This window comes from Roseateles albus, from assembly GCF_028595345.1.
In the GTDB taxonomy this organism is placed as follows: domain Bacteria; phylum Pseudomonadota; class Gammaproteobacteria; order Burkholderiales; family Burkholderiaceae_C; genus Paucibacter_A; species Paucibacter_A albus.
The window spans coordinates 1-22,878 of the sequence record NZ_JAQQXT010000002.1 but is presented as its reverse complement, the minus strand read 5'-3'; the positions used below and the strand labels follow the sequence as shown (position 1 = coordinate 22,878).

The 22,878-nt window shown below is 62.1% G+C and carries 22 protein-coding genes; 10 read left to right on the top strand and 12 right to left on the bottom strand.

Annotation, left to right across the window (positions count from 1 at the left end; genetic code table 11):
* Positions 1-302: 302 nt before the first annotated feature.
* On the bottom strand, positions 303-1,184 hold the full coding sequence (locus tag PRZ03_RS03165; protein WP_273598998.1) for a sterol desaturase family protein: 882 nt from the start codon (positions 1,182-1,184) through the stop codon (positions 303-305).
* Between the two features lie 139 nt (positions 1,185-1,323).
* Between PRZ03_RS03165 and PRZ03_RS03160 the strand changes: the two genes are divergently transcribed.
* Together PRZ03_RS03160 and PRZ03_RS03155 are read left to right on the top strand one after the other, a co-directional pair.
* Positions 1,324-2,313, top strand: a complete 990-nt coding sequence (locus tag PRZ03_RS03160; RefSeq protein ID WP_273598997.1) for an AraC family transcriptional regulator — start codon at positions 1,324-1,326, stop codon at positions 2,311-2,313.
* A complete protein-coding gene (locus tag PRZ03_RS03155; protein ID WP_273598996.1) occupies positions 2,310-3,323 on the top strand; it encodes a DUF2804 domain-containing protein in 1,014 nt (337 codons plus the stop codon). The genes PRZ03_RS03160 and PRZ03_RS03155 overlap by 4 nt, the downstream gene beginning before the upstream one ends.
* Positions 3,324-3,347: 24 nt before the next feature.
* Here the strand turns inward: PRZ03_RS03155 and PRZ03_RS03150 are convergent, their stop codons facing one another.
* Positions 3,348-3,650: a DUF3297 family protein gene (locus tag PRZ03_RS03150; protein ID WP_273598995.1), complete on the bottom strand. Its 303-nt coding sequence runs from the start codon at positions 3,648-3,650 to the stop codon at positions 3,348-3,350.
* A 171-nt stretch (positions 3,651-3,821) separates the two neighbouring features.
* Between PRZ03_RS03150 and PRZ03_RS03145 the strand changes: the two genes are divergently transcribed.
* Positions 3,822-5,927 (top strand): M3 family metallopeptidase, encoded by a 2,106-nt coding sequence (locus PRZ03_RS03145; RefSeq protein ID WP_273598994.1) that lies wholly within the window; start codon positions 3,822-3,824, stop codon positions 5,925-5,927.
* A 50-nt stretch (positions 5,928-5,977) separates the two neighbouring features.
* Positions 5,978-7,288, top strand: coding sequence for a M16 family metallopeptidase (locus PRZ03_RS03140; protein WP_273598993.1), 1,311 nt, complete (start codon positions 5,978-5,980; stop codon positions 7,286-7,288).
* Between the two features lie 113 nt (positions 7,289-7,401).
* Here PRZ03_RS03140 and PRZ03_RS03135 read toward each other — a convergent pair whose 3' ends face one another.
* The 5 genes from PRZ03_RS03135 to clpB form a co-directional block, all read right to left on the bottom strand.
* On the bottom strand, positions 7,402-7,998 hold the full coding sequence (locus PRZ03_RS03135) for a hypothetical protein (RefSeq protein WP_273598992.1): 597 nt from the start codon (positions 7,996-7,998) through the stop codon (positions 7,402-7,404).
* 11 nt (positions 7,999-8,009) lie between these two features.
* Positions 8,010-9,080: a M48 family metallopeptidase gene (locus tag PRZ03_RS03130; RefSeq protein WP_273598991.1), complete on the bottom strand. Its 1,071-nt coding sequence runs from the start codon at positions 9,078-9,080 to the stop codon at positions 8,010-8,012.
* A 53-nt stretch (positions 9,081-9,133) separates the two neighbouring features.
* Positions 9,134-9,847 (bottom strand): hypothetical protein, encoded by a 714-nt coding sequence (locus tag PRZ03_RS03125; RefSeq protein ID WP_263531733.1) that lies wholly within the window; start codon positions 9,845-9,847, stop codon positions 9,134-9,136.
* Positions 9,848-10,143: 296 nt separating this feature from the next.
* Entirely contained in the window at positions 10,144-10,797 is a 654-nt protein-coding gene (locus PRZ03_RS03120; protein ID WP_273598990.1) for a GNAT family N-acetyltransferase, read from the bottom strand.
* Between the two features lie 201 nt (positions 10,798-10,998).
* The gene (gene clpB, locus PRZ03_RS03115) at positions 10,999-13,605 is read right to left on the bottom strand and encodes an ATP-dependent chaperone ClpB (protein WP_273598989.1); all 2,607 of its coding nucleotides are present in this window, start codon (positions 13,603-13,605) and stop codon (positions 10,999-11,001) included.
* A gap of 142 nt (positions 13,606-13,747) precedes the next feature.
* Between clpB and PRZ03_RS03110 the strand changes: the two genes are divergently transcribed.
* Positions 13,748-14,263, top strand: a complete 516-nt coding sequence (locus PRZ03_RS03110) for a DUF1993 domain-containing protein (RefSeq protein ID WP_273598988.1) — start codon at positions 13,748-13,750, stop codon at positions 14,261-14,263.
* Between the two features lie 119 nt (positions 14,264-14,382).
* On the top strand, positions 14,383-14,865 hold the full coding sequence (locus PRZ03_RS03105; protein ID WP_273598987.1) for a YciI family protein: 483 nt from the start codon (positions 14,383-14,385) through the stop codon (positions 14,863-14,865).
* Between the two features lie 40 nt (positions 14,866-14,905).
* Here the strand turns inward: PRZ03_RS03105 and PRZ03_RS03100 are convergent, their stop codons facing one another.
* From PRZ03_RS03100 to PRZ03_RS03090, 3 genes are all read right to left on the bottom strand, one after another.
* Complete coding sequence (locus PRZ03_RS03100; RefSeq protein WP_273598986.1) at positions 14,906-15,874, bottom strand: collagenase; 969 nt, start codon at positions 15,872-15,874, stop codon at positions 14,906-14,908.
* A 109-nt stretch (positions 15,875-15,983) separates the two neighbouring features.
* Positions 15,984-16,373 (bottom strand): fluoride efflux transporter CrcB, encoded by a 390-nt coding sequence (gene crcB / locus PRZ03_RS03095; RefSeq protein ID WP_273598985.1) that lies wholly within the window; start codon positions 16,371-16,373, stop codon positions 15,984-15,986.
* Complete coding sequence (locus PRZ03_RS03090; RefSeq protein WP_273598984.1) at positions 16,370-16,855, bottom strand: molybdenum cofactor biosynthesis protein MoaE; 486 nt, start codon at positions 16,853-16,855, stop codon at positions 16,370-16,372. The genes crcB and PRZ03_RS03090 overlap by 4 nt, the downstream gene beginning before the upstream one ends.
* 107 nt (positions 16,856-16,962) lie before the next feature.
* Between PRZ03_RS03090 and PRZ03_RS03085 the strand changes: the two genes are divergently transcribed.
* Genes PRZ03_RS03085 through PRZ03_RS03075 form a run of 3 tightly spaced genes read left to right on the top strand, consistent with a single transcriptional unit; the run spans position 16,963 to position 19,939 of the window.
* Entirely contained in the window at positions 16,963-18,015 is a 1,053-nt protein-coding gene (locus PRZ03_RS03085; RefSeq protein ID WP_263531725.1) for an SPFH domain-containing protein, read from the top strand.
* Positions 18,016-18,022: 7 nt separating this feature from the next.
* Entirely contained in the window at positions 18,023-19,672 is a 1,650-nt protein-coding gene (locus PRZ03_RS03080; protein WP_273598983.1) for a DUF4178 domain-containing protein, read from the top strand.
* Positions 19,673-19,714: 42 nt separating this feature from the next.
* Complete coding sequence (locus tag PRZ03_RS03075; RefSeq protein ID WP_263531723.1) at positions 19,715-19,939, top strand: DUF350 domain-containing protein; 225 nt, start codon at positions 19,715-19,717, stop codon at positions 19,937-19,939.
* Between the two features lie 78 nt (positions 19,940-20,017).
* Here PRZ03_RS03075 and PRZ03_RS03070 read toward each other — a convergent pair whose 3' ends face one another.
* Together PRZ03_RS03070 and PRZ03_RS03065 are read right to left on the bottom strand one after the other, a co-directional pair.
* Positions 20,018-20,521 (bottom strand): hypothetical protein, encoded by a 504-nt coding sequence (locus PRZ03_RS03070; RefSeq protein WP_273598982.1) that lies wholly within the window; start codon positions 20,519-20,521, stop codon positions 20,018-20,020.
* A 203-nt stretch (positions 20,522-20,724) separates the two neighbouring features.
* Positions 20,725-21,630, bottom strand: a complete 906-nt coding sequence (locus PRZ03_RS03065; RefSeq protein ID WP_273598981.1) for an NAD(P)/FAD-dependent oxidoreductase — start codon at positions 21,628-21,630, stop codon at positions 20,725-20,727.
* A 145-nt stretch (positions 21,631-21,775) separates the two neighbouring features.
* On the opposite strand from PRZ03_RS03065, the gene istA reads away from it, so the two are divergent.
* The coding region (istA, locus tag PRZ03_RS03060; protein ID WP_273598980.1) for an IS21 family transposase at positions 21,776-22,878 on the top strand (1,103 nt) is incomplete at its 3' end.

Sequence of the window (22,878 nt, the reverse complement as noted above, 5' to 3'; positions counted from 1 at the left end):
GCTCCAACCATTAGCTTCGAACTGTCGCATGAACGGCAAGGCTTGCAGACCATCGGTTCAGGGTCGAATTGGCGAAAAACTTCAATGATGGAAGGCCGCCACGCCGTGAAGAGCGATACCGCTAGGCCCCATCCCCTTCATCCCCTCCATCCAGGCTGAAAGTGCTTCTTCTCAAATGTGCCACCCGACAAGTCTGGCCGGGCGACATCTGCAACGTGCAGTAAATCGCTGCCTTCAGGGAAGCATTGGCCAGGATGAAGGGGATGGAAGGGATGAAAACGTCAAGTCCAGGTTTTCATGAGCTAAGCCACATCCCCCCGCTCCCACTCCGGCGGCGCCCACAAATGCTTGAAAGCCAGCCACCACGAGCCCTTCTCGCGCAGCTCGCGCCGCATGTCCTTCAACATCGCCGCCCATTCATGCACATTCAGCCAGACCAGATTATTGGTCGGCACCGGATGCTCCAGCCCATAGTCAACCGCCTCCTGTTCCGGCACAAAGCTGCCGAACAGACGGTCAAAAATGATCAAGGTGCCGCCGAAGTTACGGTCTATATAAACGGGGTTGCGGCCATGGTGCGCACGGTGATGCGAAGGCGTGTTGAACAGCCACTCGAACCAGGCCGGCAGCTTGCCCACCCATTGCGTGTGCACAAAGAACTGATAACCCAGGTTCAGAGACAGCGCAAACAAGACCCAATGCGGCTCGAAGCCCAGCCAGACCATGGGCGTGTAGAACAACCAATTGCCGGCAATCGCATAGAACCAGCTCTGGCGCAGCGCGGTGGTGAAGTTCATATGCTCGGAGCCGTGATGCACGACATGGGCGCACCAGAACCAGCGGATGCGGTGGCTGGCGCGGTGAAAGCCGTAATACAACAGTTCAACGCCCATAAAGAGCGCAAAAAAGGTCCAGGGCGTGATCTCTATCGTCCATAGCCGGAACTGATAGACCCACTGCATCGCCGGGATCACCAAGACAATCACCAGCAATAAATCGACGAACAGATAGCTGCCGCCGCTGTTCATGCTCATGAAGGTGTCGCGCCAGGTGTAAACGCCGGGCACCTTGCGAAAGCGCCAGGCCTCCAGCGCGATGCTCAGCATGAACAGCGGAGACAAGAGCAGCAGGGTCAGGTCGCGTGGGTCGAGATGCTGGCGAAAAAAATCGAGCAAGGGTTCCATGTCTTCACAGGCCTTTTGGTTCAAACCGAGCTGCCGATCTTGCAAGCTTATGTGCGTTTTGCCTTGACCATACGCGCCAAGTTGGCGCGGGGTAAACCACGGCTGTGATGAGCGCTGCGCTGCGGCATCATCATGCCCCATGACCGAAGCCCGCCTTGCCGCCTCCTATGTGCATCTGCTCTACGAGTATTTGCGCGGGCTGGGGCTTGACCCCCACAAGCTGCTCGGCCCCTTGCCCAGCGGCCATTTTGTGGCTCTTCCCACATGGCGCGCTGCACTGGATCTGGCCCAAGCGCTGGACCCACGCCCTGCTTTGAGCTTGCGTTTGGCCGCTGGCATCAGCGCGCGGCATTTCGGGGTGGTGGGCTTCGCGGCGCTGGCCTGCCCAAACTTGTTCGCGGCGCTGCAGCGCCTGGAGCGCTTTCACAACTCGGTCTATGACGTCAACCCGGCACAGGTCGAGCTCACCGCGCAAGGCCTGTGCATTGAATGGGGCACGGCACGCGGGCGCCCCGGCGCCTTGGTGGACGAGACCGCGCTGGCCTCGCTGGTGCAGCTAACGCGTGACTTCACCGGTCGGCGGCTGGCGCCGCTGCAGGTCGACTTCGTCAACCCAAGGCCGCTCGATACCTCGCCTTACTTGAGCTTCTTCGGCTGCCCGGTCTATTTTGAACAGCCTTCGACAAGGCTGCTGCTGGCGACGCAAGACCTCTCACTGCCGCTGCGCAAGTCTGACCCTGCCCTCTTGGCGCTGCTGGACGCCCAAGCTGAAGCCTTGTTGCAAGCGGTCAGCCAGGTGGCGGCACCCGTTGCGGCCTTCCGGCTCAGCTTGGTGGCCTTGATACGCGAAGGCCACACCTCGCTGGACGCGCTGGCGCGGGCCCACCACCTCAGCACGCGCAGCCTGCAGCGGCGCCTGGCCGAGCAAGGCCTGAGCTTCCAAGCGCTGCTGGACGGCACGCGCCGGCAACTCGCCGAAGCCTATTTGCGCAGCCCCGATCTGGAGCTCAGCGAGATCGCTCTGCTCTTGGGTTTTTCCGAGCAAAGTGCCTTCACGCGCGCCTTCGGTCAATGGACCGGCATGGCCCCAGCGAATTGGCGCAAACAGCATTTGAGAGACCCACTATGACTGAAGCCCGCAGCCGCTTGCCGGCGCCACCGCCCGAGGTGGTGATAGACGGCGCACCGGCAATCGGCCGTTATGCCGGACGCATCGCGACGATTGACTGGCGCGCCTTGAGCGAGCCTCATCGGCGCTCGGCCTTGTGGCAGCGCCTGCATCACAAGCGCTGGCACTATGTGGGGCTGGGCAATGGTGAGTTGTTCATCGGCGTGGCCATCGTCGACCTGGGTTGGACCTGCACCGCATTCGCCTATGTGTTCGAGCGCCGCAGCAAGAGCCTGTTAGCCAATTGGCGCCAAGACGGTTTGCCGGGCCTGCAATGCCGCGTGTCGGATCAGCCGCTGAGCGGATGCGAGAGCTGGTTTCGCGGCCCTGGCGCGCGCCTGAGTCTGCGTCATCAGCCTGAGGACACACTGAGTCTGAAGGTACAAACCGCTGGCATCGACTTGCAAGCCGAGTTGAGCTTGACTGACGCCGCGCCCATGCTCTTGGCCATAGGCCGGATAGAAAACGGCGGCGTGGCCCATGCGACGCAAAAGAGCCCGGCGCTGATGGTCAAAGGCCAGTTGAAGGTCGGCGGCCAAGCTTTCTCACTGGACGATGCGATCGCCAGCGTGGATGCCTCCAATGGGCTATTGGCCCGCAACACCGATTGGCGCTGGGCCTGCGCGCACAGCCCGGAAGTTGGCTTCAATTTGCAGAACGGCTATTTCGGCGCCAACGAGAACGCGCTCTGGCTGCAGGGGGAATTGATCCCCTTGGGCGCGGCGCGTTTTGAGTTTGAGCCCAAGCAGCCCATGGCGCCTTGGCGCGTCAGCACCGATGACGGTCTGCTCGATTTGAGCTTTAGCCCGGAGGGCGCGCGCCAGGAAGACCGCAATCTATTCATCGCCGCTAGCCATTACATCCAGCCGGTCGGCACGTTCAGTGGCCAGGTCAAGGCCTCAAAAGACGCCCTGCCTTTCGCCGTCAAAGGCTTGCTCGGCGTGACCGAGGATCACCAATCGCGCTGGTGATCGTGGCGACGCCCGGTCAGCTGCTTATTTGTAAAACGCTTCGACCTTGCCCTTGATCTTCATCATCAGCGGGTTGCCCTTGCGGTCGCGCGTCTTGGCGGCGCGCACCATCACCCAGCCTTCGCTGATCGAGTATTCCTCGACGTCGGAGCGCTCTTTGCCGTTCAGGCGAATGCCGATTTCATGCTGGAACACGGCCGCGTTGAAATGCGGGCTGCGCTCGTCCACCGACAGGCGGTCGGGGATGGCGGGCTTTTCAGCGGCTGGGGCTGGGGCTGGGGCTGGGGCTGGGGCTGCGATGGTTTCTGGCTTGGCTTCTTCGGTCATGATCTTTTTCGACTGCTGTTTTCAAAGGCGCCGTGAATGGCGGACAGGCTAGATTCTCGCGGATAAATCTCAGTTAACTCTGCCAAGCCGCAGCGTTTTCACCCGGATCGCGGTGGGCAGCTCGCGGCGATACTGCAGCCCACCTGACCCAATCCGCCCTCGACACGCCTCATGCGCAAACTCCTGCTCCCCTTATTGCTTCCCGTCTTGCTCGCCAGCAGCTTCTCAGCCGGCGCACGTGACAACCCGCTGCTGCAGCCCTCGACCCTGCCGCTCGGCTACCCCCATTTCGACCAGCTCCAAGACGCCGATTTCGCGCCGGCGCTGCAGGCCGGCATGGCGCTGCACTGGCGTGAAGTCGACACCATCCTGCGCAATCCGGCGGCGCCGACCTTCGAGAACACGGTGGAAGCGCTGGAGCGCGCAGGCCGCCTGCTTGGCCGCACGCAAAACATGCTGGGCAGCCTCAGCGGCACCGACAACAACCCGACCCGCCAAGCCTTGCAGCAACGCTTTGCGCCCGAGATGGCAGCGCACCGCGACCGCATCGCGCTGGACCCGCGTCTGTTCGCCCGCATCGACTCGCTACTCAAGGCCAAACCCAAACTCGACGCCGAGCAGCAACGCCTGCTGGAGCGCATGCACCGCAATCTGCGCCGCGCCGGCGCCGAATTGCCCCTCGACAAGCAGCAGCGCCTGCGCGAGATCAATAGTGAACTCGCGCAGATGGGTGCCGAGTTCAACCGCAAGGTGCAGGCCGGCGTCAACGACGCGGCCTTGTTCATCACCGACCGCGCTGCGCTGACAGGTCTAAGCGATGCCGAAATCGACGCGCTGAAGCAAGCCGATGGGCGCTTTCGAATAGCGCTGCAAAACACCACCGGCCAGCCCTTGTTGCACCGTTTGCAGTACCGCCACCTGCGCGAGCAGCTCTACAAGGCTTCGATTGCACGCGGCAGCCAGGGCGATGCGAACGACACCACCGCCCTGGTCAGCCGCTTTGCCGCCCTGCGCGCCGAGCGCGCCGCGCTGCTGGGTTTTGCCACCTATGCCGACTTTGAATTGCAGGAGCAGACCGCCAAGGAGGTCAAGACGGTCAATGCGCTGCTGCGCCAACTCGCACCTGCCGCAGTGGCCTCGGCACGCAAGGAACAGGCAGCGCTGCAACAGCTGGCCGACCAGGAACAAGACGCCGCCGGCAAGCCGCGTTTCGCCTTGCAGGCCTGGGACTGGGATTTCTACAGCGAGCGTCTGCGTGCCGTCCAACATGGCTACGACGGTGAGCAGCTGCGCCCCTACCTTGAATTGCAGACGGTGCTGGAGCGCGGTGTTTTCCATGCCGCCACCGAGCTCTTCGGTCTCAACTTCAAGCGGCGCCACGATCTGCCGGTCTACCACCCCGATGTGCAGGTCTGGGAGGTCTTCGCGCCGAACGGCAAGACGCAGGCGCTGCTGTTGTTTGACTTCTACGCCCGCCCCAGCAAGCGCGGCGGCGCCTGGGCTAACGGCTATGTGCGGCAGAGCCGCCTATTCGGCGAAAAGCCGGTCGTCGGCAACCACATGAACATCCCCAAACCTGCGGCCGGTCAGCCCACGCTTTTGACCTGGGACGAGACCAAAACCCTGTTCCATGAGTTCGGCCACAACCTGCACAGCATGCTCAGCGACATCCGCTACCCTGGCCTGGCCGGCACGCCGCGCGACTATGTCGAGTTCCCCTCCCAAGTCAACGAGATGTGGCAGACCTGGCCTTCGGTGTTCAAGCACTACGCCCGCCATCATCAGACCGGCGCGCCCATGCCCGAGGCCTTGTTGAACAAGGTGCTGGGCGCGGGCACTTTCAACCAGGGCTATGCCACCACCGAGTACCTGGGCGCGACGCTGCTTGACCAGCGCTGGCATCAGCTGAGCTTGGCCGAAGTCCCCAAGCCCGAAATGGTGATGGCGTTTGAAGCTCGCGTGCTGGAACAAGAAGGCTTTGGCCCCGCGCAGACCTTGGTCGCACCGCGCTACCGCTCGCCTTATTTCAGCCATATGGTCGGCGGCTATTCGGCCGGCTACTACAGCTATCTGTGGAGCGAGCTGCTGGATGCGACCACGGTCGAGTGGATAGAGAAAAACGGGGGCTTAAGCCGCCAGGTCGGCGAGCAGCTCAAGCGCCATGTGCTGGCTATCGGCGGCAGCAAAGACATCATGGCGGAGTTTGAAACCATGGTCGGCTCGAAGCCGAAGCTGGAGCCCTATTTGAAGCGGCGCGGGCTGAGCTTGAACAATTGAGCCGGCTCAGCCCTCTCCCGCTTGATAACGAACGATCCACATTGACAATTTTGAACAATTTGACCGCCTTACACCCCAACCACAGCGCCCAATTCGAAACGCTGGCCAACGGCCTGCGCACCGTGGTGATACCAATGCCCTGGCGCCAAACGGTCAGCCTGAGCGTCTTCATACGCACCGGCAGCCTTGATGAGAGCTCCCGGCTGAACGGCATCAGCCATGTCGTCGAGCATATGGCCTTCAAAGGCACGGCGAGCCGTGATTGCCAGCGCATCAACCTCGACGCGGAGGCCATGGGCGCCGAGGTCAACGCCCACACCGACAAGGACCATACCGCTTTTCACATCGAAGGCTTGCCGGCTGACTTGCCGGCCTTTGTGGCCTGGCTGGCTGACATTGTGCTGAACAGCAGCTTTCCGGCCGATGAGCTGGAACGTGAGCGGCGCGTGATCGAACAGGAGTTCAACGAGTTCGAAGACGACCCCAGCAGCGTGGTTTTCCAATTGCTGGACCGCGCTTGCTACGGTCAGCGCCATGCCGCCGGTCGCCCCATCATCGGCACGCGCGCCAATATCCTGCGCTTCAGCCGTGATGAACTGCTGGCCTACGTCCAGGCCCAGTACACCGCCAGCAATGTGGTGGTGGCCGTGGCCGGACCGGTGGACGCTGAGGCGTTCACGCGGCTGGTTGAGCAGTTCTTCGGCGCCATGCCTGAGGGTCAGCCGAATGCGCTGAGCGCGCCGCTCTGGCTGGGCGGCATGAAAACGCGGCGCATGGCCGGCAGCGGCCAATGCCAGCTGATGCTGGGTTTTGAAGCGCCCAGCCTGGGCGAGTACAAGAGCAAACGGCATCTGCCGCATGTGCTGGCTGCTGCCCTGCTGGGCGAGGGCATGAGCTCGCCGCTGCTGGACGAGATCCGCGAGCGCCGCGGGCTGGCCTATCACGTCGCCTGCTCAGCCGACATCCTGCCGCTCTACGGCCAGTTTTTGATCGAGGGCGCGACCGCACCGGCCCAGGCCGAGGAGTTCTTAAAAGCGGTGCAGCAATTGCTGCAGCGTCAGGCCGACGGGCCGCTGAACAAGGTCGCGCTGGCGCGTGCGCGCAAGCAGTTGCAAGTGCGCGGACTGCGGGCGCTGGAGCAGCCGGCGCGGCGCATGGAAGCCGCCGCGCAAGAGTTGTTCAACTTCGGCCGCCTGCGCGAGCCCCAAGAAACGATGGCCCAAATGCGAGCGGTCACGGGCGCGCAGGTGCAGGCGGTGTTCGAGCAGCTGCTGCAGCCCGGCCGCTCAAGCCCGGCCATTGCCTTGGCAGGCAGCGTGCCGCAACGCGCACGGGACTGCGCTAGAGCGCTGTTTTCCTGATCGCGAGGGCGCTTTTCAGGTCAAGCCAAGGTCATAGCTTGAGGATCAAATCCGCGCGATACGAAACGAAGCTCTAGGGCCGGCGCCGTGATCGGCGGCCCGCCCTCCCGCTCTCACGACTTTAGCTTGGCACCTCGAGCCAGAGTCTCGACGCGAGCTTGGTAGCGAGGGAAGAACACCAGGCGCGGCGCGCTGTAATGGATCACGAACAGTTCGCCCTTTTGCACCGTCCCATAGGCCAGGCCGCGCATCGGAACATCATCGACCTTGCGATTCAGCGCGTACTCGAAGCGAAAGCCCTTGCCGCCCAGGAACTCGGCCGGCTCAAGCTTGACAAGCTCGAAGCTTGAGCCATCACGGGTCAACATCGCCTGATAGAGCGCCACCACATCGGCGGCTTGCATGGAAGACTTGAAATTCAACGGCTTCTGGTTCTTGGCCGCGTCAGGCAGCTTGGCAATCGGCTGCCCGTCCTTGATACCCACATAGAACTGCAAAGCGTCTATGGTCACGCCTTCAACGGTCCAGGTCGGGGTATCGTTACCCAAACCACGTTCGAATTGGTTCCAGGATGTGTCTAACTTGAGCGCCATACGGTCACCAACCAAGGCGTCACCCGTGGACACTTTGCTGACGGCGGCGCAACCCGACAGCACCAGCACCAAAGTCGCGGCGGCCAACAGGCCTGCCAGATTCTTGTTTTTCATCATCGAATACTCCCTCATAGAAAACTCTTGATCAACGCGAGGTCAGCGGCCTCGGGGGCCAGCTCGACATAACGGGCAAAGGCCTCTCGGGCCTGCTCTGGCTTGGCGCGACCTTGGTACAGATAACCCAAGGCGCGGTGCAATTGCGCCGGTTCCTGACCGAGTTGCAGGGCCTGCTCGAAATCTTGCAGTGCCCGGTCACCGTCATCCCCGGCGGCCCGCTGTCGCCTTGTCTCGCCGCGGAAATACAGAAGATCACTGCGCTGGGGCGAACGAGCTATCAGCCGGTCCAGCAAGACCAGGGTTTCGCCATGTTGGCCGCGCCGCAATTCATCCTCCAGCATCAGCTGCTGCAGGCCAGCCAGCCGGCTACTCAACTCTGTAAACCCGACAAAGCCCCCGCCGTCCGCCGCTGCAAGGCGCGCCAGGGTCGCGCTGCGCTCTTCAGACGCCGGGTGGGTGGCAAACATCGGACTGGATCTTGAGGGATCGTGAGCGGCGGCGGCCTCTGCGCGCAAATTCTCCCAGACCTTGGCGGCCTCGCGAGTGTCGTAGCCGGCCTTGCGCATCAGATCCAAGCCGATGCCGTCGGCCTCGCGCTCCTGGTCGCGCGAGAAACCAAAAGCACCCGACAACATGGCCAGCTGACCAACCAGACCCACCACACCGAACATACCCATGAACATACCAAAGGCGCTGCGCGCCTTGACATCACGCAGCTTCTCCAAGGTATGGCGCTGCATATAGTGGCCGATCTCATGACCGATCACCGCAGCCAGCTGAGCCTCGTTGTCGACTCTCAGCAGCAAGCCGCTCCATATCTGCATCATGCCGTTCGGCGCCATGCTGGCATTGAAAAAGGGCGTGCGAACCGGATAGACGCGCACATCGGCACAATGCTCGCCAGCAAGTTTGCAGGCAATGTCCTGGATGTAGTCGCGCAGCGGGGCATCGCGCAACATGAAGGGGCTGCGCCGCAGCCGAGCTTCCTCCCGGTCCATCATGGCCCAAAGCCCGCCCTCGTCGCTTGCCGCGTCAGGCTTGGCAAACCGAGCAGGCGCCAACCAAGCGCTGCCCTGAGCCATTGCAGAACAATGGGCGCAGCCTATGCCAAGGGCCGCCAAAAGCCCACGGCGCTTCATTGCACCTTGGGAAAGCCGGCCAGCAAGGCCTCGATAGATTCGGCCGCTGCTTCGGCCTCACGCAGATCGCCACTGGCACGCGCCAGCCGGTTAAACCACATCACTTGGCCACTGTTCAGATCAACCAGCGATGCATAACCGGTCTGAGTACCCCCTGCCAGACCTATGCCCAGCAGCGCCAGGCCCGCCATCGCCAACTTGCGCTCGGCGGTGGCATAACTGTCTCGCACCCAGACAAAGAGGCCGTACTGCGCGCCCGTCGTGGCTTGCAACTGCTTCATTGCATCGCCAAAGCTCCAATCCAACTTGCCTTCTTTGGTCGGAAGCGCCCAAACTCCACCCACCGAGTGATGCAAGGCAATTGAACGCGCCACTGCTGCATGCAGGGCAATGGGTTCGGCAAACTCGTCGGCCGCCCCCTCGCTCATGGGCTCCGCGCTAAACCCGAGTTTCTTAGACTTGCTGGCCAGGGCGGCTTTCATATGTCCGTGGGCCGCCGTTGTCCAATCGGCTCGCGGTTCATTGACGCCACCGGCTGACATCGAGAACAGCTCGACGTCTACCGGCATGACCACCACTTTGGCGGCCTTGGCCAGCTGAGTAAAGCCCGGCGCCAGATTCGTATTCTCTGCCAGCGCGGCACCCGAACTCACGGCCAAACCGATTGCCAAGCCGGCAACAGCCAGCATGGACTTCAAATCATTGCTCATCAAAAACCCTCCCTAAGCGATAGCGTCAACTGGCGCAGACGCTCTCCGGCGCCTTGCGTTCTCTGAATCTCACGGGTGAGGAATGTAGCAGCGCGCCGCTAGGCTCAAGCCTGTGAAATACCCTAGGCGAAAAGATTCACCAGTGGCGGCAACTGTTTGACTTGTCAGGCGATGCCCGGCACATCGCAGCCGTGCGTAGGGGCAAACCGGCCCGACGCTGCGCGAATGCGTTATTTGAGCGGCATCACCAGCAGCACGTTCTACACACAAGGCCACCGGCCGCTTGCCGGTTTGGCCTATGCATCCACGTCCTGCGCGATCACGTCCCAATTGCCATACAAACTCAAACCGACGGCCTGGGCCAAGGCAATCGAGGCCGCGTTGTCAAGTTGGCAGCGGTATTGGGTTTGCAACCCGGCTTGAGCCGCATGGCGACAAATGGCTCGCACCACCCGACGCGCTTGGCCTTGGCCGCGAAAGGCAGGCAAGGTCAAAACACCGATGTCCGCGATTTGCGCGCCGTCCCAGGGGTACATGCTGGCCGCGCACATCAGCTGGCCCTGCGCATCAACGGCGCCAAACACCGCCCAGTGATCCAGCTCGACCCAAGCATCATCCAAATCCTGCTCACTTGCCTGCGACTGGAATGCGGCAAACAGTTTTTCATCGGCAGCACTCAAAGGACGGATGTGCGCGGCCTGAGGCTCAGCCAACAAGGCCGCCAATGCCGCCTCGCTGAAATGGAAAACATGATCCGCCCCGTGCAGGGCAATGCCGGCGGCCTGCAAGGTCAGCCGCAAGCTTTCAGGCGTCAAGTTCTGGTCTTGTGACAACAAGCCGATCTGCTGCGCCAACGCCGGCTTCATGGCCACCATCAGCTTGCCCTCCGCGCGCTCGAGCGAGACCAGCCGGCGCGCCTCCTCCAGTTCGGGCTTGATGTGCACGCTCATGCGTTCACTGTCGAAAACCGCTGTCTCGGCAAGGAATTGGCTTTGCCAAAAAGACTCAACAACAGGAGAGAACATAGGCGTGACGGGCGCTGAACGCCTTTTTAAAGGAGGATTGAATCAATCAATCCCCCATTATCAGAGCGCACAAGCCACCGTGAAGCAAGCGACGGCCCTTTGACGGGGCCGTCTGAAGAGCAAGCCTCAGTGCACCACTCGCCCGAAGTGGAATTCGCCGTCCAGCACGTCGACCGGGATCACATCCTTGGGGCCAAACTTGCCCTGCAGGATCAGCTTGGACAAGGGGTTCTCGACCCGCTGCTGGATCGCGCGCTTGAGCGGCCTTGCGCCAAACACCGGATCGAACCCGACCTTGGCCAGCTCGGCCAGCGCCTCGTCGCTGACGTCCAACTTCATCTCCAGCTTCTCCAGCCTTGATTCGAGAATCTGCAGCTGAATCTTGGCGATCGCCGCGATGTTCTTGGCGTCAAGCGCATGGAAGATCACCGTCTCGTCAATCCGGTTCAAGAACTCCGGCCTGAAATGCGCCTTCACCTCGCCCCAGACCGCCTCGCGGATCACTTCCTTGGGCTCGCCGACCAGACCCATGATCTGCTGAGACCCGAGGTTACTGGTCATCACGATGACGGTATTCTTGAAGTCCACCGTGCGGCCTTGCCCGTCGGTCAGGCGGCCATCGTCCAAGACCTGCAGCAGCACATTGAATACATCCGGGTGCGCCTTCTCGACCTCGTCCAGCAGCAGCACGCTATAGGGCTTGCGCCGCACCGCCTCGGTCAGATAGCCGCCTTCGTCATAGCCGACATAGCCCGGTGGCGCGCCGATCAGGCGCGACACCGAATGCTTCTCCATGAACTCGCTCATGTCCATGCGGATCAGGTGCTCTTCGCTGTCGAACAAGAATCCCGCCAAGGCCTTGCACAGCTCGGTCTTGCCGACGCCGGTGGGGCCGAGGAACAAGAAGGAGCCGAGCGGCCGATTTGGATCAGAAAGACCCGCCCTTGAGCGGCGGATCGCATCGGCCACCGCCGTGATCGCCTCGTCCTGGCCGACCACGCGCTGGTGCAACTTGCCTTCCATTTGTAAGAGCTTGTCGCGCTCGCCCTGCAGCAGCTTGGAGACCGGAATGCCGGTCGAGCGCGCCACCACCTCGGCGATTTCCTCGGCACCGACCATGGTGCGCAACAAGCTGGGCCGCGCGCCGGGCGCGGCGTTCTTGCCTGACTTGCCGGCTTCCTTGGCCTGCGCATCCTTGAGCTTGGTTTCCAGCTCAGGCAAGCGGCCATATTGCAGCTCGGCGACCTTGTTGAAATCGCCCTTGCGCTTCCATTCCTCGATCTGCTGGCGGATCTGGTCGATCTCTTCCTTCACATGGGCCGAGCCCTGCGCCTGCGCCTTTTCGGCGAGCCAGATCTCTTCGAGGTCGTTGTACTCGCGCTGCAGCTTGAGCAGCTCCACCTCGATCAGATCAAAGCGCTTGATCGAGCCTTCGTCCTTCTCGCGCCGCACCGCCTCGCGCTCGATCTTGAGCTGGATCATGCGTCTATCGAGCTTGTCCATCACCTCGGGCTTGGAATCGATCTCGATCTTGATCTTGGCCGCCGCCTCGTCGATCAGATCGATGGCCTTGTCGGGCAGGAAGCGGTCGGTGATGTAGCGGTGGCTCAGCTCGGCCGCGGCGATGATGGCCGGGTCGGTGATCTCGACGCCGTGGTGAACCTCGTACTTCTCTTGCAGGCCGCGCAGGATCGCGATCGTCGCCTCGACGCTGGGCTCATCGACCAGCACCTTCTGGAAGCGCCGCTCCAGCGCCGCGTCTTTCTCCACATATTTGCGGTATTCGTCCAGCGTGGTCGCACCGATGCAATGCAACTCACCACGCGCCAAAGCGGGTTTCAGCATATTGCCGGCGTCGATCGCGCCCTCAGCCTTGCCGGCACCGACCATGGTGTGGATTTCGTCGATGAAGAGAATCGTCTGGCCTTCGTCTTGCGCCACTTCCTTCAAGACCGACTTCAGACGTTCCTCGAAATCGCCACGGTATTTAGCGCCGGCCAAAAGCAGCGCCATGTCCAAGACCAAGATGCGCTTGTTCTTCAGCGAGTCGGGCACCTCGCCATTGACGATGCGCTGCGCCAGGCCTTCGACGATGGCCGTCTTGCCCACACCGGGCTCGCCGATCAAGACCGGGTTGTTCTTGGTGCGGCGCTGCAAGACCTGGATCGAGCGGCGAATTTCATCGTCTCGCCCAATCACCGGGTCGAGCTTGCCGGCGCGTGCGCGCTCGGTCAGATCCAGCGTGTATTTCTTCAAGGCCTCGCGGTTGCCTTCAGACTCCTGGCTGTCGACTTTTTGGCCACCGCGCACTGCCTCGATTGCGGTCTCAAGTGCCTTGCGGCTGAGGCCATGGCCACGCGCAATGCCGGCCAGATCGGTCTTGGCATCGCAAAGCGCCAGCAAGAACATCTCGCTGGCAATGAAATGGTCTCCGCGCTTGGAGGCTTCCTTCTCGGCCGCTTGCAAGAGCGACACCAGGTCGCGCCCGGCGCCAACCTGCTGGCCCTCGCCTTGCACATTCGGCAAGCCGGCAACGATGGTGTCCAGCGCGGTCTTGAGGGCGGCGGTCTTGACGTTCGCTCGCTCCAACAAGGCCTTGGGGCCATCTTCCTGCGCCAGCATGGCCAGCAGCAAATGGGCCGGCTCGATATAGGGGTTGCCGCGCGTAACAGCCGCACTCTGCGCATCGGCCAGGGCTTCTTGGAAACGGGTGGTGAATTTGTCGGGGCGCATGATGAATCAATCCTCCGGTTAAAACTTGATTGGCAAATGAGGCGGGCCTGGCCTGAATTCAAGGGGCAGGCTGCGCGATTCGCTTGTGCCGCCGGGCTTTGCTCTGACAATCGCCGCAAACAACTCAGCCCGTCCTGAATTTATGAGCTTGAACCTTTATGCGGCTTCGGTGCCGGTTTTTCAACGCTATCTTGGCCAATTGAGTGCAATGCTTGATATGGCTCAAACGCAGATCGAGGCGGGAGCCCTGTCGGAGGGCGATTTGCTCGCCGCTCGGCTGGCAGCCGATATGTTGCCGCTGCGGGCCCAAGTCGAGGTGGCCGGCGGATTTGTGTTGCGGGCCCTGGCGCCACTCTTGGGGCGGGACGTGCCCGCCTTCGGCGAATATCCGGCCGGTTTGAGTGGGCTGCAGGCCATGATCCTTGCTCGCCAAGCTTGGTTGGCGGAATTGACGCCGGAGCAGTTTGCAGGCGCCGAGGCTAGGTCGATCAGCAGTGACGCGGGCCACGCCACGATAGAACTGCCGGGCATAGACTTTCTCTGCCAGTTCGCACTGCCTAACTTCTTCTTTCACCTGAGCTGCGCTTACGCCATCCTGCGCCAGCAAGGCCTTGCCTTGAGTAAAGAGGACTTTGACGGGCTGCATCGCTGGCGTTGAGCCACAAACCTATCGCTGGCCAAACATGTAAATCGCAAGCGGCGCCCTCACAGTTGACGGACAAGCGCTCAGCCCAGGCCTGGCGTAGCATTGCCCGAACCCCAAAGGAGATGCCCGCCATGCGAATGCTCATTGCCAGCCTAACGCTGTGCTTACCCTGGGGCGCCGCGCTCGCCCAAACGCCTCAGCCCGCTGTTACACCCAAGCCGCCTGCCGCGATTTATGACGCCGAGTTGGCTCAAGCTGTAGGCGCGGACGAATACGGCATGCGGCGCTATGTGCTGGTGATCCTCAAGACCGGGCCGACTCCGATGCCGGCGGGCGAGGCGCGCAGCGCCATGTTCAAGGGCCACTTCGCCAATATCAACAGTCTCGCGGCCGAGGGCAAGCTGGCTCTGGCCGGCCCACTGGACGGCGTGGACGGGTGGCGAGGTTTGTTCGTATTGGCCGTCAGCGATATCGAGGAAGCCAAGCTGCTCACGGGCACCGACCCCGTCATCAGCAGCGGCGAGATGGTGGCCGAGTACCACAAGTACTACGGCTCAGCGGCGCTGATGCTGGTCAATGACGCACATAAAAAGGTAGCGAAGAAGAGCTTTTGAGACGGCACTTGGATGCAGGGCAATGCCTGCATCCCTTGTCTCACTCAGCCTTGATTGACGCCGCCGCCGGGCTCAGGCCGTCCAGCCACGTCGCAAACTCCCCATCCAAGCTCTTGCCCCAGCCGCGCAGCAGCGCCTGGTAGCGCGGGTAGTCGCCGCTGCGGGTGAAGCTCAGCATCTGCTCCAGCTTGGACCGCTGCTGCTCGATCATGAAACGTGCGGCCAAGTAACCCCAGGCATAGACGCGCTCATCGCCGCTATTGCTCATATAGCCGGTGTCGAACAACTGACTCAGGGTGAAGGCCTTGCTGCCCGCCAGTTTCAAGGCTTTGGGGTGATCGGCTCCGCGCGCGATGTACTCGGCCACGCCTTCGGTCCACCAGATCAGATAGGGTGTTTGCGGCGCGGGCTTGGCGCAGTTCTCCGGCGGCTCATGGGAGTCATGCAGATTGGCGCAAAAGTCGCCATAGAGGTTGAAGCGCCCGTCCAGATAGTGAACATACTCGTGCCCGAGATTGCGCACGCTGCCGTCCTTGTTTTGGTTGGCAACAAACTCGGCCCTATTGCCGCTCTGCTCGGGCAGGCCTTCCAGATACATGCCGCCATTGTTCGTCGGCATATTGAAATGCGCACCCGCATAACGAACAAATTCATCGGCCGAGGCGTAGATATTGGCGCGCAACGAGTTGTTCAAATCATGCTTGACCGGCTTGCCCTCGGTACCGAACAGCCGGTGAAAGCGCGCTTCAATCTCGGCCAACTCGCGGCAGATGGCTTGCTCTTGCTGCGCACTCAAGGACTGCGAGCGCAGGTCCAGCGTGGCACTGCAGCGGTGGCTGCGACTCATGACCTGGTCCGCGCCGCCTAGCGCACCAGCCGCTGGATTGGACTCAGAGGCAGCGGCTTGCGCCACCCCCAAGAGACCCATGCTCAGCAGCACGCCGATCGCCAAACCTATGTCCCTGCAAGCCTGAGTGCCGGCTGCCCCAAATCGTTTCTTCGCGTTCAAATTTTTCCTCTCGGCTTCTGCGTCCATGCATCATATTTACTAATATATCTGCAATATAAGGCAACAAAAGATCAAGAGTAAGCGAGCAAACCCGCAGCCCGAGTGCGAGCTAAGCCTGCTGCATCAAGCGCCAACCCGCCGCCGCGCAGCCCAGGCCGCCGAGCGTGTGCAAGGCCGCGTGCCACAGCGCCAGGCCCGCCTCGCCGCGCTGCAACAGAGCCAAAGACTCGGCCGAGAAGGCCGAAAAAGTGGTCAGGCCGCCCAGAAAGCCAGTGACCAAGAGCAGCTTGAGTAAATCATTAGGGCTGCGGCCAAACCAGGCCATCGCCATGCCTATCAAGAAGCCGCCGGCCAGATTGACCACCAGCGTGCCGAGCGGAAAGCCCGCAACACTCGCGAACCGCTCATTGAGCCACAAGCCGGTAGCCCAACGCAGCAGCGCACCGACGGCCGCGCCGCCGGCGACGGCACCCGCCTGGAAGAACAAGGCCGCCGTCATACGGTGGCGTTGTTCGAGACCAAGCCCCAGCGCGCCAGCGCCGCATCGTCGCTGTCGCGCGCGTCGACCCAATGGGCGCCGTCGGGCGTGGTTTCCTTCTTCCAAAACGGAGCCTGCGTCTTCAGATAGTCCATCAAGAACTCGCAGGCTTGAAAAGCCTGGCCACGATGCGCCGAGGCCACCAGCACCAGCACGATCTGATCACAGGCGAGCAAGGCGCCGACGCGGTGAATCACCCGCGCGGCGCGAATGTCAAAGCGCGCAAAGGCCGCGTCAATCATGCTTTCGATCGCCGCCTCGGTCATGCCGGGGTAATGTTCCAACTCCATGGCACTGACGTTCTGGCCATGACTGGCATCCCGCACGGTGCCGACAAAGGCCACCACAGCGCCTATGCCGCCGTCTTGCCCACGCAGGGCCAGCGTTTGTGCGCCCAGATCAAAGTCTTCGGTTTGGATGCTGACACGGGGAATTTGCTTCATGCCGGAATTGTGCCTGCGCTGCCACGTGAAAATCACCCACAGGGAGAGTAAAACCGGGCCGCAGATGTCGCATACTGCGGCGCACGCTTACAACGAAGGAGCACACCATGGGGCTGATGGACTTCATCAAGAAACAGTTCATAGACATTATTCAGTGGACCGAAGACACCGACGGTACGCTGGCCTGGCGTTTCCCGATTGCCGATATGGAAATCCAGTACGGCGCCTCGCTGACCGTGCGCGAGTCGCAGATCGCCGTCTTCGTCAACGAAGGCAAGGTGGCCGATGTATTCGGCCCCGGCATGTACAAGCTGACGACGCAGACCCTGCCGGTGCTGACCTATCTGAAGAACTGGGACAAATTGTTCGAGTCGCCCTTCAAGAGCGATGTGTACTTTTTCAGCACCCGCCAACAGATCGACCAGCGCTGGGGCACACAGCAACCGGTGACGATTCGCGACAAGGATTTCGGCGCGGTGCGGCTGCGAGCTTTTGGCAACTTTGCTTACCGCATTGCCGACGCCAAGCTCTTCCACACCGAGATTTCGGGCACGCGCGAGCGCTACACGGCCCAAGACCTGGACGGCCAACTGCGCGGCATGATGCTGCAACACATCAGCGATGCGGTCGCGCAGGCCGGCATCCCATTTCTTGACCTGGCGGCCAATCAGGTCGAGTTTGCTGCGCAGCTGCAAGCCGTCACCGCGCCCGAGTTCGCCAAGATAGGCCTGAAGCTGGAGAGCGTCACGCTGCAAAACGTCTCGCTGCCCGAGGAGTTGCAGAAGATCCTCGACCAGAAAATCGGCATGGGCATGATCGGCCAGAACATGGGCCAATTCATGCAATACCAGACCGCGCAGGCGATCCCCAAGTTTGCCGAAGGTGCGGGCAGTGGCGGCGGCGGAAGTGGCGTGGCCGGCGACGCGATGGGTCTGGGGGCAGGTCTTGCCATGGGGCAAGTGATGGCCCAGCAATTGCAAGCGGGCTTAGGTGGCCAAGCCGCGCCAACTGCAGCAGCAACAGCGCCGGCAGCTCCGGTACAAACCGCGGAAGACATCATGGCCTTGCTGGAGAAGCTCGGCGAGCTCAAGGCCAAGGGCATCTTGACCGACGAGGAGTTCGCCGCCAAGAAGACCGATCTGCTGAAGAAACTCGGCTGAATTTCCTTTGACTCCAGCTGATTCCCCCGGCTCGGCGCAGCGCCGCTGGAGCGCAGCCTGCCCGAACTGCGGTGCGACGGTCGAGTTCGCCTCCGCCGCCTCGGCCAGCGCCGTCTGTTCCTTTTGCCGCAGTAGCTTGCTGCGCGAAGGCGCGGTGCTGCGCAAAATTGGCCTCAGCGCCGAGCTGCTGGAAGACTATTCACCACTGCAGCTGGGTGCCGGTGGGCGCTTTGCCGGCGATGCATTCACCGTGCTCGGGCGCTTGCAGCTGGGCGGCAGCAGCGGCACCTGGAACGAATGGCATGCGCTGTTTGATTCGGGCAAGAGTGCCTGGCTGAGCGAGGATAACGGCCAATTTGTGCTGAGCTTCGAGTCGGGCTTGAACGAGACGCCGCCGCAGTCCCATGAGCTGGTGCTGGGCGATATGCTGGTGCTGGCGGGCACAAGCTGGCGCGTTTCCGCGCTGACAATGGTCAAGACCCTGGCCGCGCAAGGCGAGCTGCCGCGCCCGCCAGCGCTAGGCGCCGAAGCTTGGCTGGCCGAGCTGCGCAATGCCAAAGACGAAGTCGGCACCTTGAACTACGGGGCGGACGGCGGCGTGCAGTGGTCGCTGGGACGGCCGGTACGCTTCGAGGACTTGGCCTTGCACGGACTGCGCGAGGACAAGCAAGAAGCCGCACTCAAGGCGCGCAGCCTAGAGTGCCCGAGCTGCGGCGCGGCGCTGACGCCGCAGCTGGTGCAAAGCAAATCCATCGTCTGCGGCCAGTGCCAGGCGGTGGTGGACATCTCGCAGGGCCCAGGCGTAGATTCAAACGCCGATACAAGCGCCGGACTCGCGCATTACGCCCAAGAAGTGGCCGGGCGCGAGCCGCAAATTCCGCTCGGCCGAGTCGGCCATATCGGCAATTTGGCGCTCAGCACGGGCGCCAAGCTGCCGTGGCAGGTGGTGGGCTACCAAGAGCGCTGCGATCTGCCGGCCGCCGGCAGCGATGACGAACAGACTTTTTGGCGCGAGTACCTGCTGTTCAACAAATTGGAGGGCTTTGCCTTCCTGGTGGACACCGAGGAAGGTTGGAGTTTGGTGCGGCCCTTGACCGGCTCACCCCAGGGCCAAGGTGAGCGCATCGAATGGCAGGGCCAGCGCTTCAGAAAACGCTGGAGCTATGCGGCCAAGGTCACCCATGTGCTGGGCGAGTTCTATTGGCCGGTGGCGCGCGATCAAATCGCGCAAGTCAGCGACTATGAAGCCGCCGGTGGCCAAGCCGGCACCCTGCTCAGCCGCGAGCAAACCGCGGATGAAGTCACCTGGAGCCTGGGCCGCAAGCTCGACGCCGCCGAGGTGGCCAAGGCCTTCAAACTCGATGCCAGCCAAGCTGGGGCACTCAGCCGCGATACGTCGAGCTTCAACACCGGCTCGCAGCGCCCCATGCGCAACATCATCCTGAGCCTGTTTGTGCTGTTCTTCATCTTCATGCTGGTGAAGTCCTGCGGCGCCGGCAATGACGATTGCCAAAGCTATAAAGACAATTTCGGCGAAGCCAGCGCTGAATATGCGCAGTGCCAGCGCAGCGGCGGACCACGCATCTACCCTGGCGGTGGAGGCTATACCGGCGGGTCCTATGGTGGCTCGGGCAGCAGCGGTGGCGGGCACAAATGATCAGCCGGGCGCGCCAAACAAGCAAACTTCAAGGAGTAGCGTATGAGTGGATTTGAGTGGTTACGCCCGGCCGTCGTGCTGGGCTCTATCTTGTATGCCGTGATCGGCGTGCTGGTCTTCTGGATCAGCTTTGTCATCATCGACAAGCTGACCCCTTACAAGCTCTGGGAAGAGATCGTTGAGCACAAGAATATGGCGCTGGCGATCGTCGTCGCCGCCATGTGCATCTCGATCGGGCAGATCGTGGCGGCGGCGATTCACGGTTGACTGCTGCGCAAGAGGCAATGGCTCCGGCTGCGCAAATGGCAGTCGCCGGCGAGACCCGCAAAGGTCCGCAAAGGCCCGTTAAGCCCTATGGGCAAACGCGAACACATCCTCCGGGCGCCAGATATGGCCTGACCAGGATCGATATCCGCGCAGCCAGAGACACCCGTCGAGACGCCGCAGGTACAAACCTTTGGGGAAGTCATCGTCTTCTTTCAAGGGCTTGGATGCAACCGTGATCGAGCCCCGCGGTGCTCCCCGCTCGGTTTGGGTGTCGGCAGTGCGGTCTTCCAGTTGCTCAAGCAGTTGCAGCCTCATGTGAGGCCCGAGTTCGGCCGGACAGGGCTGCAGGCCGGCCGCAGCGGCGACCGCAAGGACTTCAGAATAGTGAGCGCCTGCCGGCAGTCCAAGATCTGCGAGCGAGAGGATCTCGAGATCGACGGTGTAGGAACTTGTTGACACGATGAAGCCCTCATCAAGGATGAATGTCATCGCATAGGCATTCATTTGGACCTGCGCTTCGTGCAGCCTGATCAACAGGGCATCTTTTGTGAGGCCGCCTGTGCGGACAGCGAGCTGCGACATGTGTGGGCTGATGGGTCAAATGGATGGGGTGTCAAAGGCTGGGCCGATTCACAGCGCATTGTGAACGCAGACCATGCACCAAGCGGGCGCACTCCCGGCGATATTGCATCACAGCGCAACCCCCTGAACAATTTTGCCCCGGACGCCGAGGCGCCCGGACACAAAAACCGCCGCAGAGACAAGGGCGCTCAGATTCAGACCATTCAGGCAAACGAGTCCGCCATCAGCGCCTTGAACCATTCGTTCATGTCGTCAAAGTTGTCACCGCTCCAACCAAGGGAAGCACTCGCGCTGGCGGGCACCGCCTGCATCGTCTTTGTCACCGGATCGTATTGAAACACCACGTTCAACCAAGATGCCTGCGTACGCGTGATGGTCGAGAAGCAGGCCGAGTTGGTGACCGGAGCAGGGTCCGGCGCCAAGCCGCCGAAGTAACGCACCAGCGCATCGGCGCAGACCTTGGCCTCTTGGTTAGCGATATGCCCGGCCTTGGGCTGCGTGGTGGCGCTGGAGTCGCCGATGACATGAATCTTTGGCGCGCTCAAGCTGGCATAGCTCAGCACATCAACCGGCGCAAAGCGCCCGTTGGTGGCGGTGGCCAAGCCCGTTTGCTCGATCAGCTTGCCAGCCCGTTGCGGCGGGATCAAGTTGATGACGTCACCATGCACCGCGCCGCCATTGGTGTAAAGCATCATCTGTTGCTCATCGACCGAAGATATTTCCACATTGCGGTGGTACTCGATCACGTTGGCATGCAAGCCGAAAAACGCTTGAGAGAAATTGTCTTTCTCCACCACGATGTCGGGGTTGGCGTCCAGCACGATCAGCTTGCTGCGAGGCTTCTTAGCCTTCAGCCAATCGGCCACCAAACAAGCTCGCTCGTAAGGCCCGGGAGGGCAGCGGTAAGGCGTCTTGGGTATCGTCAGCAATACCGTGCCGCCGGCGCGCATCGCGGCCAATTGCTTGGCTAACTGCTCGGTTTGCACGCCGGCCGACCAGGCGTGCGGCATGCGAGCGGGATCGGTCTGACCGGGCAGCAGATCAAAGCGCATACCCGGCGCGAGCACGATCTTGTCAGCTGCGTATTTCAGCCCATCGCGGCCACCCATTTCAGCGGAACGCGGACAGCGTTTCAGACGAAGGCGGACACCATTTCAGGCTGATCGCGGGCAGCGTTTCAAACTGATCCCGGACACCCCGAGCGCGCGCAAGTGACCTGAACCGTGGGCATGCTGACCGATTTTTCGGTCTCTCATGCCCACTCCCAGGATTCACATGCGCCAACTACGACAAACCCTAAGACTTCACCTGGAGTCAAACCTGAGCATGCGCGAGTGCTCGCGCGTTCTGGGCATCGCCAAGTCGACCGTCAATAGCGTCGTCCTGAAGGCCCGCGCCGCCGGCGTCGATTGGGCCGTGGCTCAGACGCTGGACGATGCCGCGTTGGAGGCCCGCTTGTACGGCCCCGCTGTTCCTCGGTCCAGCACCCAGCTTGAACCCGACTTCGCCCTCATCCACCAGGAGCTCAAGCGCCCCGGCGTCACCCTACAGTTGCTCTGGGAGGAGTACCAGCGCGGCCTGACCGACGCCGGCTCGCAAGCCTACAAGTACACCAGCTTCTGCGTGAAGTACCGCACCTGGGTCGCCAGCCTCAAGCGTTCGATGCGCCAAGTTCACCCAGCTGGCGAGCGCTTGTTCATCGACTACGCCGGCCAGACCGTGCCGCTGATCGATGCCGTCACCGGCGAGATCCGGCAGGCTCAGATCTTCGTGGCCGTGCTCGGCGCCTCGAACTACACCTTCGCCTGCGCCACGCCGACACAGACAGCAGCCGACTGGGTCGGCGCCATCATGGATGCGCTGGAGTTCATGGGTGGCGTGCCCCGGCTGATCGTGCCGGACCAGGCTCGCGCCCTGATCGCCCGGCCCGACCGCTATGAAGCCACGCCCGGCCGCCTGGTCGAGGAGTTCTGCGACCACTACGACGTGGCGATGCTGCCGGCGCGCCCGGCTCATCCCCGCGACAAGCCCAAGGTGGAGGTCGGCGTGCAAATCGTCGAGCGTTGGATTCTGGCGCGGCTGCGGCATCGGCGCTTCTTCACCCTGGCCGAGCTCAACGCCGCCATCCGAAGCTTGCTGGCGGACCTGAATGCTCGCCCGTTCAAGAAACTGCCCGGCTGCCGGGCCAGCGCCTTCGCGGCCTTGGATCGGCCGCTGCTCAAACCCCTGCCGGCGGCTCGCATGCCCATCGCCCGCTTCAAGCGCGCCCGGGTCAACATCGACTATCACGTTGAACTCGACGGCCATTACTACAGCGTGCCGCACCGGCTGGTGCGCGAGCAGGTCGAGTTGCGCAT

Excerpts from the sequence above, each read along its gene's own strand:
- PRZ03_RS03165 (WP_273598998.1), bottom strand. The coding sequence starts at position 1,184 with ATGGAACCCTTGCTCGATTTTTTTCGCCAGCATCTCGACCCACGCGAC.
- PRZ03_RS03160 (WP_273598997.1), top strand. The coding sequence starts at position 1,324 with ATGACCGAAGCCCGCCTTGCCGCCTCCTATGTGCATCTGCTCTACGAG.
- PRZ03_RS03155 (WP_273598996.1), top strand. The coding sequence starts at position 2,310 with ATGACTGAAGCCCGCAGCCGCTTGCCGGCGCCACCGCCCGAGGTGGTG.
- PRZ03_RS03150 (WP_273598995.1), bottom strand. The coding sequence starts at position 3,650 with ATGACCGAAGAAGCCAAGCCAGAAACCATCGCAGCCCCAGCCCCAGCC.
- PRZ03_RS03145 (WP_273598994.1), top strand. The coding sequence starts at position 3,822 with ATGCGCAAACTCCTGCTCCCCTTATTGCTTCCCGTCTTGCTCGCCAGC.
- PRZ03_RS03135 (WP_273598992.1), bottom strand. The coding sequence starts at position 7,998 with ATGATGAAAAACAAGAATCTGGCAGGCCTGTTGGCCGCCGCGACTTTG.
- PRZ03_RS03130 (WP_273598991.1), bottom strand. The coding sequence starts at position 9,080 with ATGGCTCAGGGCAGCGCTTGGTTGGCGCCTGCTCGGTTTGCCAAGCCT.
- PRZ03_RS03125 (WP_263531733.1), bottom strand. The coding sequence starts at position 9,847 with ATGAGCAATGATTTGAAGTCCATGCTGGCTGTTGCCGGCTTGGCAATC.
- PRZ03_RS03120 (WP_273598990.1), bottom strand. The coding sequence starts at position 10,797 with ATGAGCGTGCACATCAAGCCCGAACTGGAGGAGGCGCGCCGGCTGGTC.
- clpB (WP_273598989.1), bottom strand. The coding sequence starts at position 13,605 with ATGCGCCCCGACAAATTCACCACCCGTTTCCAAGAAGCCCTGGCCGAT.
- PRZ03_RS03110 (WP_273598988.1), top strand. The coding sequence starts at position 13,748 with ATGAGCTTGAACCTTTATGCGGCTTCGGTGCCGGTTTTTCAACGCTAT.
- PRZ03_RS03105 (WP_273598987.1), top strand. The coding sequence starts at position 14,383 with ATGCGAATGCTCATTGCCAGCCTAACGCTGTGCTTACCCTGGGGCGCC.
- crcB (WP_273598985.1), bottom strand. The coding sequence starts at position 16,373 with ATGACGGCGGCCTTGTTCTTCCAGGCGGGTGCCGTCGCCGGCGGCGCG.
- PRZ03_RS03090 (WP_273598984.1), bottom strand. The coding sequence starts at position 16,855 with ATGAAGCAAATTCCCCGTGTCAGCATCCAAACCGAAGACTTTGATCTG.
- PRZ03_RS03085 (WP_263531725.1), top strand. The coding sequence starts at position 16,963 with ATGGGGCTGATGGACTTCATCAAGAAACAGTTCATAGACATTATTCAG.
- PRZ03_RS03075 (WP_263531723.1), top strand. The coding sequence starts at position 19,715 with ATGAGTGGATTTGAGTGGTTACGCCCGGCCGTCGTGCTGGGCTCTATC.
- PRZ03_RS03070 (WP_273598982.1), bottom strand. The coding sequence starts at position 20,521 with ATGTCGCAGCTCGCTGTCCGCACAGGCGGCCTCACAAAAGATGCCCTG.
- PRZ03_RS03065 (WP_273598981.1), bottom strand. The coding sequence starts at position 21,630 with ATGGGTGGCCGCGATGGGCTGAAATACGCAGCTGACAAGATCGTGCTC.